This window comes from Nonomuraea sp. NPDC050643, from assembly GCF_040654715.1.
In the GTDB taxonomy this organism is placed as follows: Bacteria; Actinomycetota; Actinomycetes; order Streptosporangiales; family Streptosporangiaceae; genus Nonomuraea.
The window spans coordinates 18,055-31,488 of the sequence record NZ_JBFAIM010000048.1; the positions used below are offsets into that span (position 1 = coordinate 18,055).

Here is a 13,434-nt window from a genome sequence, read left to right on the forward strand (position 1 = left end):
GTTTGCGGGGGCCCTCGTCGCGGTATGCCCGCTACGGAGAGGTGAAACTTCATCACCTTCCGTGGCAGACCGGGGGGCTGAGCCGTGACGACATCCACCGCGCTCGACGAGGTCCACGTCTTGTGGACGTCGGAGGGCCTGAGCTGCGACGGCGACACCGTCTCCGTCACCGCCGCCACCCTGCCGAGCATCGAGGACGTGCTGCTCGGCCTCGTGCCCGGCCTGCCCAAGGTCCACCTGCACAACAAGGTGCTCGCCACGGAGGTCGGCGACGCGTTCATGGCCGCCTTCCACCAGGCGCACCGTGACGAGCTGGGCCCGTTCATCCTCGTGGTGGAGGGCTCGATCCCGAACGAGCGGATCAACGGCGACGGCTTCTGGACCGCGATGGGCAACGACCCGGAGACCGGCGAGCCCATCACCGTCAACGAGTGGATCGACCGGCTCGCCCACAAGGCGTGGGCCGTCGTCGCCATCGGCACCTGCGCCGCCTACGGCGGCATCCACGCGATGGCCGGCAACCCCACCGGCTGCATGGGCCTGGCCGACTACCTGGGCCGCGACTTCCGCTCCGCGGGCGGCCTGCCGATCGTGAACGTGCCCGGCTGCCCCGTGCAGCCCGACAACTTCATGGAGACGCTGACCTGGCTCCTCTACCAGGCGGCGGGCCTGGCCCCGACGATCCCGCTGGACGAGATGCTGCGCCCCACGTGGCTGTTCGGCAAGACCGTGCACGAGGGCTGCGACCGGGCCGGCTACTACGAGCAGGGCGACTTCGCGCACGACTACAACTCGCCGAAGTGCCTGGTCCGGATCGGCTGCTGGGGCCCGGTGGTCAACTGCAACGTCACCAAGCGCGGCTGGATGGACGGGGTGGGCGGCTGCCCCAACGTGGGCGGCGTCTGCATCGCGTGCACGATGCCCGGTTTCCCCGACAAGTTCATGCCGTTCATGGACGAACCCCCCGGCGCGTCGGTGTCGGCGGCGGCGAGCGGCGCGTACGGCGCGCTCATCCGCAAACTCCGCGCCATCACCAACCGCTCGGCCAACCAGGAGCCGAAGTGGCGGCACAACGGCCGCAAACTGACCAGCGGGTACGACCCACGCTGGGGAAACTAGGGGGAACGGCAAGGTGACAACCCGTACGGCGGGGCGCGGTCAGGCAACGGGGACCGACCGCGAGCTGGTCGAGATGTCCTGGGATCCGATCACCAGGATCATCGGGAACCTCGGCATCTACACGAAGATCGACTTCAACAACCGCGAAGTGGCCGAGTGCAAGAGCACCTCGTCGCTGTTCCGCGGCTACAGCGTGTTCATGAAGGGCAAGGACCCGCGCGACGCGCACTTCATCACCAGCCGGATCTGCGGCATCTGCGGTGACAACCATGCGACCTGCTCGATCTACGCCCAGAACATGGCGTACGGGGTCAAGCCACCCCCGCTGGCCGAGTGGATCATCAACCTCGGCGAGGCGGCCGAGTACATGTTCGACCACACGCTCTTCCAGGACAACCTGGTCTTCGTCGACTACTGCGAGCAGATGGTCAAGGAGACCAACCCGAGCCTGCTGCGCCGCGCCGAGACCACCGAGGCCCCGAACGGCGGCATCCACGGCTACCGCACGATCGCGGACGTCATGCGCGCGTTCAACCCGTTCACCGGCGACGTCTACCGCGAGGCGCTGGAGGTCAGCCGGGTCACCAGGGAGATGTGCTGCCTGATGGAGGGCAGGCACGTGCACCCGTCGACGCTCTACCCGGGCGGCGTGGGCACCGTGGCGACACCGCAGGTGTTCACCGACTACCTGTCGCGGCTGCTGCGGGTGCTCGACTTCGTGAAGAAGGCCGTCCCGATGAACGACGACCTCTTCGACTTCTTCTACCAGGCCCTGCCCGGCTACGAGGAGGTCGGCCGGCGGCGGGTGATGCTCGGCTGCTGGGGCTCCTTCCAGGACCCGGCCGTCGTCGACTACGACTACCGGAACATGGAGACCTGGGGCCGCGCCATGTTCGTCACGCCGGGCATCGTGCTCGACGGCGAACTGCTGACGACGAACCTGGTCGACATCAACCTCGGCATCCGGATCCTGCTCGGCAGCTCCTACTACGACGACTGGCAGTCCGAGGAGACGTTCGTCACCCACGACCCGCTCGGCAACCCGGTCGACCAGCGCCACCCGTGGAACCAGACCACGCTGCCCCACCCGCAGAAACGCGACCTGGAGGGCGGCAACTACAGCTGGGTGATGAGCCCCCGCTGGTATGACCAGCGCACCGGCGACCACCTGGCGCTCGACACCGGCGGCGGACCCCTCGCCAGGCTCTGGGCGACGGCGCTCGCCGGGCTGGTCGACACCGGCACGGTCCGCGCCACGGGCCGCTCGGTCGAGATCAACCTGCCCAAGAGCCGGTCCCTGCCGGAGATGAGCTTCGAGTGGAAGATCCCGCGCTGGGCGAACACGCTCGAACGCAACCGGGCCCGCGCCTACTTCGTCGCCTACGCCGCCGGCATGGCGGTGTACTTCCTGGAGCAGGCCATGGCCGAGGTCAGGGCCGGGCGGACCAAGGTGTTCAGCGACTTCGACGTGCCGGACGAGGCGATCGGCTGCGGGTTCCACGAGGCGGTGCGCGGGGTGCTGTCGCACCACATGGTGATCAGGGACGGCAAGATCGCCAACTACCACCCGTACCCGCCGACGCCGTGGAACGCCAGCCCGCGCGACAGCTTCGGCACGCCGGGCCCGTACGAGGACGCGGTCCAGGGGCTGCCGATCTTCGAGGAGAACGGCCCCGACACGTTCAAGGGCATCGACATCATGCGGACCGTGCGCAGCTTCGACCCGTGCCTGCCGTGCGGGGTGCACATGTACCTCGGCGATGGCAAGGTGCTCAAGAAGCTCCACTCGCCGACCTTCGGCGCGGCGGGATAGGGCCGTGTCGGAGCGCATCGAACGCATCGAAGAGCTGCTCGACGACGCCGACCCGGCCGCGATCGAGCTGGTGAGGCGGCTCCTGGAGCTGTACGGGGACGGGCTCGCGCGGGTGATGACGCTCGCCGGCGAGCCGCTGGCGGCGCGGCTGGCCGCCGACGAGCTGATCTTCCCCCTGCTCGTCCTGCACGACCTGCACCCGCTGGACACCCGGGCCCGGGTGGAGTCCGCGCTGGCCGGGCACGACGCCGACCTCACCCACCTCGAGGACGGCCTGGCCCGGCTGCGCGTGCGCGGGTCCGGCTGCCGCGTCACCGCCGCCGAACAGGCGGTACGCGCGGCGGCCCCCGAGGTCGAACGGATCGAGATCGAGGGGACGGAGCGACCGCTGATCCCGATCGAGAGCCTGACCGTACGCCGCGGCGCGGGCTCAGCGGGCTCAGCGGGCTCAGCGGGCACGCCGGTCACGGCGGGCCCGGCGGGCCCGGCGGCGGGGACCGCGGAGGCGGCGGTGGGGGGCCGGTGAGCGGGCGGCTTCGGCGGCTGGCCGGATCCGGCGGAGAACGAGCCGCCGCCGAACGTGCCGACGTGGAGCGGGTCGCCGCCGAGCGGGCCGCTGAGCGGGCCGATGTCGAGCGGTGCGATCTGTGCGGCGAGCCCGTCCCGCCCGAGCACCGTCACCTGTTCGACCTGACCGTCCGGGAGTTGCGCTGCGCCTGCCGCGCCTGTCAGGTGCTCTTCGACCACACGGCGGCGGGCGGCGGGCAGTACCGGCTGGTGCCGCGGCGGCGCGAGCGGCTGACCGGCCTCGCCTGGTCGGGCGTGGGCGCGCCCGTCCGCACGGTGTTCCTGGTGCGGGACTCGGGCGCGGGCGTGCCGGTCATGTACTACCCCAGCCCGGCCGGCGTCGTGGCGGGCCCGGCCTGGGACGACCCGGCGCTCGCCCGGCTGGAGCCCGACGTCGAGGCGCTGCTGCTCGACCGCGAGCACGGCGCCTGGATTGTCCCGCTCGACGACTGCTACCGGCTGGCGGGCCTGGTCCGCTCCCGCTGGCGCGGCCTGACCGGCGGCCCCGGCGTACGCGAGCAGATCGCCCGTTTCTTCATCGACCTCAACGACAGGAGCCCGGCATGACCAAGAAGCCCATCAGGACCGGCAGGCCCGACGTCAGACCCGACACGCCCTCCCACGTCAAGGGCGTCAAGGAGGGCAACGCGACGGGCAACTACGAAGCGCAGGAGGGCCACCTGCCCGACGGCGGCTCCACCGCCAGGCGCTCGACCGGTATCAACCCGGGCAAACACGACCCGATCGATCCCAGCATGCCGAACCTGTCGCCCGCCTGACATGCGGCACACACCACCCGCGCCGCGGATCGAGGTCCGCGGCGTCGAGCCCGCCGCGCCCGCGGCCGTGCCCGCGCTCGACTTCACGCTGGCCATCGACGCCACCGGCGGGCCCGAGATCCGCTCGCTCACGCTCGCCACCCAGATCCGCATCGACGCCGCCCGCCGCGCCTATGGCGACCGGGACCGGGAACGGCTCGCGGAGCTGTTCGGCGCGCCGGAGGAGTGGTCGCGCAACCTGTCGAGCCTGCTCTGGACGCAGACCGTCACCCAGGTGCCCGGTTTCACCGGCGACACGGTCGTCCACGTCACCGTGCCGTGCACCTACGACTTCGACGTGGCCGCCACCAAGTACTTCCACGGCCTGGAGGACGGGGAGGCGCCGCTGGACCTGCTGTTCACCGGCACCGTCTTCTACCTCGACGGCGACCGGCTGCAGGCCGCGCACCTGCCCAGGGGGACCGAGGCGTCGTACCGGATGCCGGTGCGGGTGTGGCGGGAGCTGATGGAGCGGCACTTCCCGGGGAGCGCGTGGGTCCGGCTGGGCCGGGACGCGTTCGACCGGCTGTACGCGTACAAGGTGCGGCACACGCTGTCCGGCTGGGACGACGTGGTCCGCTCGCTGCTGGCGGAGGGCTGAACCGTGGACCACGTCAGGAAGATCGCCAACGCTGTGCTGTACGAGGGGTACCTGCTGTGGCCGTACCGGGAGTCCTCGCTCAAGAACCGGCACCGGTGGACCATCGGCGGCGTGCACCCCGAGGCGTACGACCCGGCGAGGTGGCGGATGCGTACGCAGTGCCTGCTGGAGGCGGAGCCGGGGGCCACGGTGACGGTGCGGGCACGGTTCCTGCACGTCGTCGCCAGGGCGCGCGATGAGATGGCGGGTGGTGAGGAGGCGCGGGAGCGGGAGGTGAGCATGCCACCCGTCGCGCTGCCCGGCGAGGGGCGGGCGGAGATCGACCTGCCGGCGGGGGAGGAGCGCGACGGGGAGGTGGTCCGCCGCTGGGAGGCGCTGCGCGGGCACGTCCACGTACGCGCCGAGGCCCTGGAACCGCGGCTGTTCCGCATCACCGCCGACGTCGTCAACACCACGCCCTGGGAGCGGGGCACGCGCGAGAGCGCGCTCGCCCGCACGTTCGTCTCCGCGCACACCGTGCTGCACGCGCCCGGCGGCCGGTTCGTCTCGTCGATCGACCCGCCGGACGAGCTGCGCGCGCACGCGGAGAGCTGCCGCAGCGACGGCGCCTGGCCCGTGCTGGTGGGGGCGGACACCATGCTGGCCGCGCCGATCATCCTGTACGACCACCCGAAGATCTCCCCGGAGAGCCCGGGAGACCTGTTCGACGCGACCGAGATCGACCAGCTCCTCACGCTGAGCGTGCTCGCGCTCAGCGACGAGGAACGGCGGGAGATCCGCGACGGCGACCCCCGGGGCCGCGAGATCCTCGACCGCTGCACCGCGCTGACCGGCGCCGAGCTGATGCGCCTGCACGGCGTCATGCGCAGAACGGAGGAGACGGCATGAGCGGCGTCGGACCGGGAGGGGCGCGCGGCGTCCGGACCCGGAGAGGGGAGACGGCGTGAGCGGCTTCTGGGACCGGATGGAGGGGCGGGGGCCCGCCGAGGTGGTCGTCGGCGGGGTGGCGGTGGGCGCGGGCAGCCGCGTACGCCTGCGCCCCCGCTCCTCCGCCGACATCTTCGACCTGGTCCTGGACGGCCGGGAAGGCGTGGTCGAGGCCGTCGAGCAGGACGAGGAGGGCGCCTTCCACTTCGCCGTCACTCTCGACGACGACCCCGGGCGCGACCTGGGCGAGGCCCGGCTGCCCGGCCACCGCTTCTTCTACGCCGCCGAGGAGATCGAGCCGCTCGGGGAGCGGGCCCACCGGGTCCTGGTGGCCGGGATCGGCAACGTCTTCCTGGGCGACGACGGCTTCGGCGTCGAGGTGGCCCGCCACCTGGCCGCCGCCGACCGGCTCCCCGGCGTGGACGTGGTCGACTTCGGCATCCGCGGCATGGACCTGGCCTACGCGCTGCAACGCGAGTACGACGCCGCGATCCTCGTGGACGCCGCTCCGCGCGGCGAGCCCCCGGGCACCCTCACGGTGCTCGACCCGGTGCTCGACCCGGAACCCGAGGACGGCGGCGCGGCGGTGGAGACGCACGGCATGGACCCGGTCAGGGTGCTGCGCCTGGCCGGCGAGCTGGGCCGGGTGCCCGGCGTGGTGCGGGTCGTGTGCTGTGAGCCCGCGACCGTGGACGAGGCGCTGTTCGAGCTGAGCGCGCCCGTGCGCGCCGCCGTCGAAGAGGCCGCGAACCTGGTGAAGTCCCTGGTTATGGAAATGATTGCGGAAAGTGCCGGACCGGGCTGCCGCGATCGAGCGCACGAGTGAGGTGATCTGGCATGAGGAAGTCGCGAGCGGTGCGGCTGCTCCTGATCTGCGGGATGGTGGCGGTCGTCGTTCACCAGTGGCCGCAGATCCACCGGTATCTGAGGATGGAGCGGATGTAGGTGCACGAGATCGGGCTGTGCGAGGGCCTTGTCGAGCTGATCCACCGGCAGGCCGCGGGCCGCCGGGTGGCCGCGGCCCGCATCCGGGTGGGCGCCCGGCACGCGGTGCTCGACGAGGCGTTCGGCCAGGCGTTCACCCTGGCCGCGGAGGGCACGGCCGCGCAGGGCGCGGAGATCGACCTGGTCATCACGCCGCTGACCGTCGAGTGCCGGAGCTGCGGCGTCCTGTCGGAGTCGCTGGACGTACTGGCCGCGTGCTCGTACTGCCAGGCCGGCGACGTGGTCCTGCGCGGTGGGGACGAGCTGGTGCTGGAGTCCGTCTGGTTCGGTGAGGAGGCGGCCGATGTGCCTGGGCGTGCCGGGTGAGCTGATCGGCCCGGCCGAGGAGCACGACGACCTCGCCGTGGTGGAGGTCAGCGGGGTACGGCGGCGCATCAACGTGGGGCTGCTGGCCGGGCAGGAGCTGAAGCCCGGTGACTGGGTGCTCGTGCACGTCGGGTTCGCGCTGTCCAAGATCTCCGAAGAGGAGGCTCAGGCCGTGCTGGACTGGCTGGAGGGGCTCGGCCAGGCGTACGAGGACGAGCTGGACGCACTGCGTACGTCGGACATTTCATGAGGAGGGCGGATGCGGTTCGTCGATGAGTACCGCGACGCGGGCCGGGCGCGGGCGCTCGCCGCCGAGATCGCGTCGCTGTGCCGGCCGGGGCGCCGGTACGCGTTCATGGAGGTCTGCGGCGGCCATACGCACACCATCTACAAGCACGGCCTGGAGGACCACCTGCCGCCCGAGGTGTCGCTGGTCCACGGGCCCGGCTGCCCGGTGTGCGTGATCCCGATGGGCCGGGTGGACGACGCCATCAACCTCGCCATGCGGCCCGGCGTCATCATGACCTCGTTCGGCGACCTGCTGCGCGTGCCCGGCGGCACCGGCTCGTTCCTGGACGCCAAGGCGGCCGGCGCGGACATCCGGATGGTCTACTCGCCGCTCGACGCCCTCAAGATCGCCAAGGCGAACCCGGACCGCCAGGTCGTCTTCATGGCCATCGGCTTCGAGACCACCGCGCCGTCCACCGCGATGACCGTGCTGCGGGCGGCGGCCGAAGGCGTGCGGAACTTCTCCGTCTTCTGCAACCACGTCATGATCATCCCGGCGATCAAGGCCATCCTCGACTCGCCCGACCTGCGCCTCGACGGCTTCATCGGCCCCGGCCACGTCTCGGCGGTGATCGGCTGCGAGCCCTACGACTTCATCGCCCGCGACTACCGCAGGCCCATGGTGGTGGCCGGGTTCGAGCCCCTGGACATCCTGGCCTCGGTCCACATGCTGCTCGGCCAGCTCGCCGAGGGCCGCTGCGAGATCGAGAACCAGTACGCCAGGGTGGTGCCGTGGCACGGCAACCCGGTGGCGCTCGAGGCGATCGGCCGTGTGATGCGGCTGCGCCCGCACTTCGAGTGGCGCGGGCTCGGCTTCATCGCTCACTCGGCGCTGGCGATGGCCGAGGAGTATGCGGCGTTCGACGCCGAACGCGTCTTCGACGTGCCCGGGGTACGCGTCGCCGACCCGCGCTCGTGCCAGTGCGGCGAGGTGCTGAAAGGCGTGATCAAGCCGTGGGAGTGCAAGGTCTTCGGCACGGCCTGCACCCCGGAGACGCCGATCGGCACCTGCATGGTGTCGTCGGAGGGCGCCTGCGCCGCCTACTACAACTTCGGCCGCTTCACCAGGGACCGCGCACGAGAGGTGAGCCGGGCGTGAACCGGGAACAGCAGGTGCTCGACCGCATCGAGCGGGCCCGCCGCCGCAAGCCCGTCGTCAGGGAGGAGCGCATCACGCTCGCCCACGGCTCCGGCGGCAGGGCCACCCAGGTCCTGATCGAGGCCGTCTTCCTGGAGGCGTTCCGCGACCCGCTGCTCGCCTCGCTGGAGGACGGCGCCACCCTGTGCCTCGGCGACACCCGCGCGGCCTTCAGCACCGACTCGTTCGTCGTCTCGCCGCTGTTCTTCCCCGGCGGCGACATCGGCGACCTGGCCGTCAACGGCACCGTGAACGACCTCGCGATGTGCGGTGCCCGCCCGCGCTACCTGTCGGCCGGGTTCATCCTGGAGGAGGGCTTCCCGGTCGCGGACCTGCGCCGGATCGCCGCCTCGATGGCCGACGCCGCTGCCGCCGCCGAGGTGAGCATCGTCACCGGCGACACCAAGGTGGTCCAGCGCGGCCGCGCCGACGGCTGCTACATCACGACCACGGGCGTCGGCCTCGTCGAGCGCCCGCTCACGCTCTCGGCCTCGGGAGCCCGCCCCGGCGACGCCGTCCTCGTGTCCGGCCCGATCGGCGCGCACGGCGCCGCCATCATGCTGGCCAGGGGCGACTTCGACATCCAGGCCCCGATCGTCTCCGACACGGCCCCGCTGCACGGCATCGTCGCCGCGCTGCTGGACGCCGTGCCCGAGGGGGTCAGGACGCTGCGCGACGCCACGCGCGGCGGCGTGGCCACGGTGCTCAACGAGGTGGCCACCGCCTCGAACGTGGGCGTGCTGCTGGAGGAGACGGCGATCCCGGTACGCCCGGAGGTGACCGGCGTCTGCGAGCTCCTCGGCCTCGACCCGCTCTACGTCGCCTGCGAGGGCCGCTTCGTGGCCGTCGTGGACGCCGCCCACGCCCCCCGCGCCCTGGACGCCCTGCGCGCCCACCCGCTGGGGGCCGAGTCCGGCATCATCGGCACGATCACCGCCGAACCGCCCGCCCTGGTGCTGCTGCGGACCGCGATCGGCGGCACCCGCGTGGTGGAGGTGCTGGTCGGCGACCCGCTACCGCGCATCTGCTGAGACCAGCTCGGCCAGGAGCTGGTAGAGCGTGGCCTGGGCCTCCTGGATACGGTGCACCGACGACGACGGCACCACGAACAGGTGCCCGGCCAGCCGGTCCTGCGCCATCCGCCCGCCGCCCGACCCCGCGAAGCCGACGGTCACCATGCCCAGCCGCGCGGCCTCCGCGAGCCCGCGCAGCACGTTGGGCGAGCCGCCGCTGGTCGACAACGCCAGCGCCACGTCACCCGGGCCGCCGAGCGCGGCGAGCTGCCGGGCGAAGACCACCTCGAACCCGACGTCGTTGCCGAGCGCGGTCACCAGCGCCGTGTCGCAGGCCAGCGAGATCGCGGGCAGCCCGGCGGCGGTGAACAGCCCCGCCACGGACTCGGCGTCGGTGCTGCTGCCGCCGTTGCCGAACGCGAACAGCCGCCCGCCGCCCCGCAGGGCCGCCGCCACCTCGACCGCGCACGCCGCCAGCGCCGGGCCCAGCTCGTCGATCACCCGCAACCGCAGCTCGAGGCTCTCCCGCGCCTTGGCGGCCGTGGAAGCGGTGACGTCGAGGGGGTCGCGGCGCAGGAACGGGTACAGCGTCATCGCCCGATCACCGCGATCGCCTCCTTGGCATGGACCAGGACGGTGTCCCCGGGCCGCGCCTCGACCAGCGCCACGCTGATCTCCTCGCTGCCCGCACCGGTGTCGGCCAGGGCCAGCCCGTCCGGCAGCAGCTCGGTGACGCGCAGGGGCACGGCGACGTCGCCGCAGGTCGTACAACGCTCGCTCATGAGGCCTCCAGGAACACGTGGACCAGCTCCCAGAGGAGGTGGTAGGTGGTGACGTGGATCTCCCGCGCGATCACCGGATCCCCGGTGCGCGCGAGCAGCACCTGATCGGCCGCCGTCGCCGGGGCGGGGGCCGTGGTGAGGACGACGGTCAGCATGCCGAGAGAGCGGGCCTGCTCCAGCCCGCGCAGCGGCCACGGCCCGATGCCGACGGCGAGGTCCTGGGGGCGTCCCAGCGTGCCGAGCAGGGCGGCGTCCACGGCGAGCGCGGGCAGGGCCCGCTTGCCGACGATCACCGGATGGGCGAACTCCACCGCCACGTGGGCGGCGTCCGCCGCGCCGCCGAAGGCCAGCAACCGGCCCCCGGCCGCGAACCGCGCGGCCATGGCCCGCGCGGCCTCCACGACCTGCGCGGCGTCCTCCGCCAGCGCCGTGCCCGGACCCGTACGCGCGGCGCGGGCCCGATCGAGCAGATCAGCCATCCCCCCATTCCAGCCCCGCCGCCGGCCTCCGTCCCGCAGCGACATGGCAAGCTTCGCAAAGACTTCCTGCAACGGTGTTCGAACCGGCCCGCCCCACCGCGCGTACCCCCATGTATGCGTTGGAGGATGATGGTCCTGGCACTGCTGGGCTTGGCACTCATGACAGGATGCGCCGCGGCGGCGGACACGACGGCCGATCATGTCGAGGCGGACGTGACCTTCAGTAAGGACATGATCGGGCACCACCAGGAGACGATCTACCTGGCCAAGGTGGGGGCCGAGCGTGGCGGCGACTCCTACGTGCGAGACCTGAGCAAGAAGCTGCTCGGGGCCGAGCAGGCGGACATCGACATGATGGCCTCCTGGCTGCAGTCCTGGCAGGTGGCCGTCCCCGTCACCTCGGCCGACGCGATGAAGGCCGGCGCGGAGCTGGCGGCCGGCGACGATTTCGACCGCAAGTGGCTGACGACCCTGTCCGAGCACCTCAAGCACGGGGTGCACATGGCCGAGCAGGTCAAGGGGGCGGGCCGGCACGGTCCCACCCTGGAACTGGCCGATCGGCTGATCAAGGAGCAGAACGTCCAGTTGGCGGAGATCGCCAAACGGCTGGCCTGATGACCATGCGGCCGCCGCAACCGTGCCACCGCGGCAGGCGACTCCGCGCGCTGGAAGGAGACGGGCGATGAGGGCGTCGGCGCGCGTCTACGCCGGGTCCGTGGTCCTCGCGGGGGCCGCGGCGCTGGTGTTCGTCGCCCTGCCGCTGGGCGGGGCGGGGCAGCCGGAGATCGCCGGGCTGCCCACCGCCGGCCCGCTCACGGAGCGCGGGCTGATGCTGGCCCGGTTCCTCTACGACCTGTGCGGGGTCGCCACCGTCGGTACGCTGCTCGCCGCCGCCGTCCTCGCCCCGCGCCACTCACCCGAGAAGGCGGCCTGCGTGCGGGCGGCCGGTTGGTGGGCGCTCGCCTGGACGGCCATGGCGCTGACGAGCTACGTGCTGACCGTGTCGGACGTCGTCGCGCTGCCCGTCGCGGAGCTGCTCGCCACCCCGGACCTGATCCGTACCGGCGCCACCTCCATCCCGCAGGCGCAGGCCCTGCTGCTGGTGCTGGCCGTGGCCGTCGCGGCGGGTCTGGCCACCCGGCTGCGGCGGGTGCCCACGTGGGTGCCCCTCGTGATCGCCGCGTTCGGGCTCCTCCCGCCCGCGTACGTCGGCCACGCGGCCTCCGCCGCCGACCACGACCTCGCGCTCTCCGCCCTGACGGCCCACCTGCTCGCGATGGCCCTGTGGGTCGGCGGCCTGGGCGCGATCCTGCTGCACTTCCGCCGCTCCGAGGACCTGCGGACCGTGCTGCCCAGGTTCAGCACGATCGCCCTGTGCTGTTTCGCCGGCGTCACCGTCTCCGGCGTGGCCGCCGCCTGGGTGCGGCTCACCGCCGTCTCCGACCTCTGGCGCACCGAGTACGGCTGGTTCCTGCTGGCCAAGACCGCCGCCCTCGTGCTGCTCGCGCTGTTCGGCTGGACCCACCGGCGCCGCACGGTCACGTACGTCGCCGACCGGAGCGTACGCCACGTCTTCACCCGCCTCGCGGTGGGCGAGCTGATCGTCATGGCCGTGGCGATGGCCCTGGCCGTCGGCCTGTCGCGGACCCCGCCGCCCACCCCGGCCACCGCCGCCGCCGGCGCGCACGACACGCGCCTGCTGGAGTACGACCTGGCCCCGTTCACCCCCGGCGCCCTGTTCACCGAGATCCGCCTCGATCCGATGATCCTGCTGCTGCTGGCGCTGCCCGCCCTCGGCTACCTGATCGGGATGCGCCGCGCCGGCTCCTGGCCGCTCGGCCGCGCGCTCTCCTTCTACGCCGGCCTCGTCCTGACGGCCCTGGTCCTGCTCGGTGGGTTCGGCGGCTACGCGCGGGCGATGGTGTCGGTCCACGCCCTCCAGCAGACCGTGCTCACCGTCGTCGCCCCGCTCCTGCTCTGCCTCGGCGCCCCGCTCACCCTGGCGGCCCGCGCCACCACCACCTCCTCCCAGTACGGCCACCTCGGCTCCCGCCTGGCGGGCCGCCGCCTGACCGTGCTGTCGTCGGCCCCGGTGGCGTACGTGATGGCGCTCCTGCTCCTCTACCGCACCGACTGGCTGCCGTGGGCGCTGTCCGGGCATGCCGCCCATCTGGTCACCGAGTTCGCGCTCTTCGGCGCCGGGCTGCTGGTCTGCTGGATCCTGGCGGGCGTGGACCCGCTGCCCCGCTCGATCTCCTGGTCCGTCCGCGCCGGGACGCTGGCGGCGGTGGCGGCCGCGCACCTGGTCGTGGGCGCCTCCCTGCTGTTCGGGCCGCTGGCCGCGGCCGACTGGTTCCTGCTGGCGGCCCCGCCCGGCGCCCCGGACCTCTTCGCCGACCAGCGGCTGGCCGGCGTCGCCTACGTCCTCGTGCCGCTGCTCCCGCTCTCCCTGCTGGCCGTACGCCTGGCGCGCTCCCGGCCGTCCACGTCCATCCAGGTCGTCGCGGTACCACGATCGCAGTACGCGCAGGCCGTCCCCGTGAAGGAGGGAGGCGGCGCCGAACAGCCCTAGCGTGGA

General features: G+C 72.6%; 17 protein-coding genes. 14 read left to right on the top strand and 3 right to left on the bottom strand.

The genetic code is table 11. The features are described from left to right. Positions 1 to 84 precede the first annotated feature (84 nt). The 12 genes from AB0I15_RS44045 to hypE all read left to right on the top strand — a co-directional run bounded on the left by AB0I15_RS44045 (position 85) and on the right by hypE (position 9,613). Entirely contained in the window at positions 85 to 1,119 is a 1,035-nt protein-coding gene (locus AB0I15_RS44045) for a hydrogenase expression protein HypE (protein WP_358110247.1), read from the top strand. A 13-nt stretch (positions 1,120 to 1,132) separates the two neighbouring features. Beyond that, positions 1,133 to 2,932 carry a nickel-dependent hydrogenase large subunit gene (locus AB0I15_RS44050; RefSeq protein WP_358110250.1) on the top strand — a complete coding sequence of 600 codons (1,800 nt, stop codon included), beginning with the start codon at positions 1,133 to 1,135 and terminating at the stop codon, positions 2,930 to 2,932. Positions 2,933 to 2,936: 4 nt separating this feature from the next. Continuing rightward, positions 2,937 to 3,458, top strand: coding sequence for a hypothetical protein (locus tag AB0I15_RS44055; protein WP_358110253.1), 522 nt, complete (start codon positions 2,937 to 2,939; stop codon positions 3,456 to 3,458). After that, positions 3,455 to 4,066: a DUF5947 family protein gene (locus AB0I15_RS44060; RefSeq protein ID WP_358110256.1), complete on the top strand. Its 612-nt coding sequence runs from the start codon at positions 3,455 to 3,457 to the stop codon at positions 4,064 to 4,066. The genes AB0I15_RS44055 and AB0I15_RS44060 overlap by 4 nt, the downstream gene beginning before the upstream one ends. Further along, positions 4,063 to 4,278 (top strand): hypothetical protein, encoded by a 216-nt coding sequence (locus AB0I15_RS44065; protein ID WP_358110259.1) that lies wholly within the window; start codon positions 4,063 to 4,065, stop codon positions 4,276 to 4,278. Before AB0I15_RS44060 ends, AB0I15_RS44065 begins: the two co-directional genes overlap by 4 nt. 1 nt (position 4,279) lies before the next feature. Then, positions 4,280 to 4,918, top strand: a complete 639-nt coding sequence (locus AB0I15_RS44070) for a DUF6084 family protein (RefSeq protein ID WP_358110262.1) — start codon at positions 4,280 to 4,282, stop codon at positions 4,916 to 4,918. A 3-nt stretch (positions 4,919 to 4,921) separates the two neighbouring features. Further along, the gene (locus AB0I15_RS44075) at positions 4,922 to 5,806 is read left to right on the top strand and encodes a hypothetical protein (protein ID WP_358110265.1); all 885 of its coding nucleotides are present in this window, start codon (positions 4,922 to 4,924) and stop codon (positions 5,804 to 5,806) included. Between the two features lie 55 nt (positions 5,807 to 5,861). Next, the gene (locus tag AB0I15_RS44080; RefSeq protein WP_358110268.1) at positions 5,862 to 6,671 is read left to right on the top strand and encodes a hydrogenase maturation protease; all 810 of its coding nucleotides are present in this window, start codon (positions 5,862 to 5,864) and stop codon (positions 6,669 to 6,671) included. 119 nt (positions 6,672 to 6,790) lie between these two features. Next, positions 6,791 to 7,156 (top strand): hydrogenase maturation nickel metallochaperone HypA, encoded by a 366-nt coding sequence (locus tag AB0I15_RS44085; protein ID WP_358110271.1) that lies wholly within the window; start codon positions 6,791 to 6,793, stop codon positions 7,154 to 7,156. Next, positions 7,134 to 7,406 carry a HypC/HybG/HupF family hydrogenase formation chaperone gene (locus AB0I15_RS44090; RefSeq protein ID WP_358110274.1) on the top strand — a complete coding sequence of 91 codons (273 nt, stop codon included), beginning with the start codon at positions 7,134 to 7,136 and terminating at the stop codon, positions 7,404 to 7,406. The genes AB0I15_RS44085 and AB0I15_RS44090 overlap by 23 nt, the downstream gene beginning before the upstream one ends. Positions 7,407 to 7,415: 9 nt before the next feature. Then, positions 7,416 to 8,543: a hydrogenase formation protein HypD gene (gene hypD / locus AB0I15_RS44095; RefSeq protein WP_358110277.1), complete on the top strand. Its 1,128-nt coding sequence runs from the start codon at positions 7,416 to 7,418 to the stop codon at positions 8,541 to 8,543. Then, positions 8,540 to 9,613, top strand: a complete 1,074-nt coding sequence (gene hypE / locus AB0I15_RS44100) for a hydrogenase expression/formation protein HypE (protein WP_358110280.1) — start codon at positions 8,540 to 8,542, stop codon at positions 9,611 to 9,613. Before hypD ends, hypE begins: the two co-directional genes overlap by 4 nt. Here hypE and AB0I15_RS44105 read toward each other — a convergent pair. The 3 genes from AB0I15_RS44105 to AB0I15_RS44115 are packed head-to-tail and all read right to left on the bottom strand — an operon-like array spanning position 9,596 to position 10,856. After that, positions 9,596 to 10,189: an SIS domain-containing protein gene (locus AB0I15_RS44105; protein WP_358110283.1), complete on the bottom strand. Its 594-nt coding sequence runs from the start codon at positions 10,187 to 10,189 to the stop codon at positions 9,596 to 9,598. The two genes, hypE and AB0I15_RS44105, sit on opposite strands and share 18 nt — an antisense overlap. Then, on the bottom strand, positions 10,186 to 10,377 hold the full coding sequence (locus tag AB0I15_RS44110; RefSeq protein WP_358110286.1) for a HypC/HybG/HupF family hydrogenase formation chaperone: 192 nt from the start codon (positions 10,375 to 10,377) through the stop codon (positions 10,186 to 10,188). The genes AB0I15_RS44105 and AB0I15_RS44110 overlap by 4 nt, the downstream gene beginning before the upstream one ends. Continuing rightward, the gene (locus tag AB0I15_RS44115; protein ID WP_358110289.1) at positions 10,374 to 10,856 is read right to left on the bottom strand and encodes a phosphoheptose isomerase; all 483 of its coding nucleotides are present in this window, start codon (positions 10,854 to 10,856) and stop codon (positions 10,374 to 10,376) included. Before AB0I15_RS44115 ends, AB0I15_RS44110 begins: the two co-directional genes overlap by 4 nt. A gap of 126 nt (positions 10,857 to 10,982) precedes the next feature. Between AB0I15_RS44115 and AB0I15_RS44120 the strand changes: the two genes are divergently transcribed. Further along, a complete protein-coding gene (locus tag AB0I15_RS44120) occupies positions 10,983 to 11,471 on the top strand; it encodes a DUF305 domain-containing protein (protein WP_358110292.1) in 489 nt (162 codons plus the stop codon). Between the two features lie 67 nt (positions 11,472 to 11,538). Next, entirely contained in the window at positions 11,539 to 13,428 is a 1,890-nt protein-coding gene (locus AB0I15_RS44125; RefSeq protein WP_358110295.1) for a cytochrome c oxidase assembly protein, read from the top strand. The last annotated feature ends 6 nt before the right edge of the window (positions 13,429 to 13,434 follow it).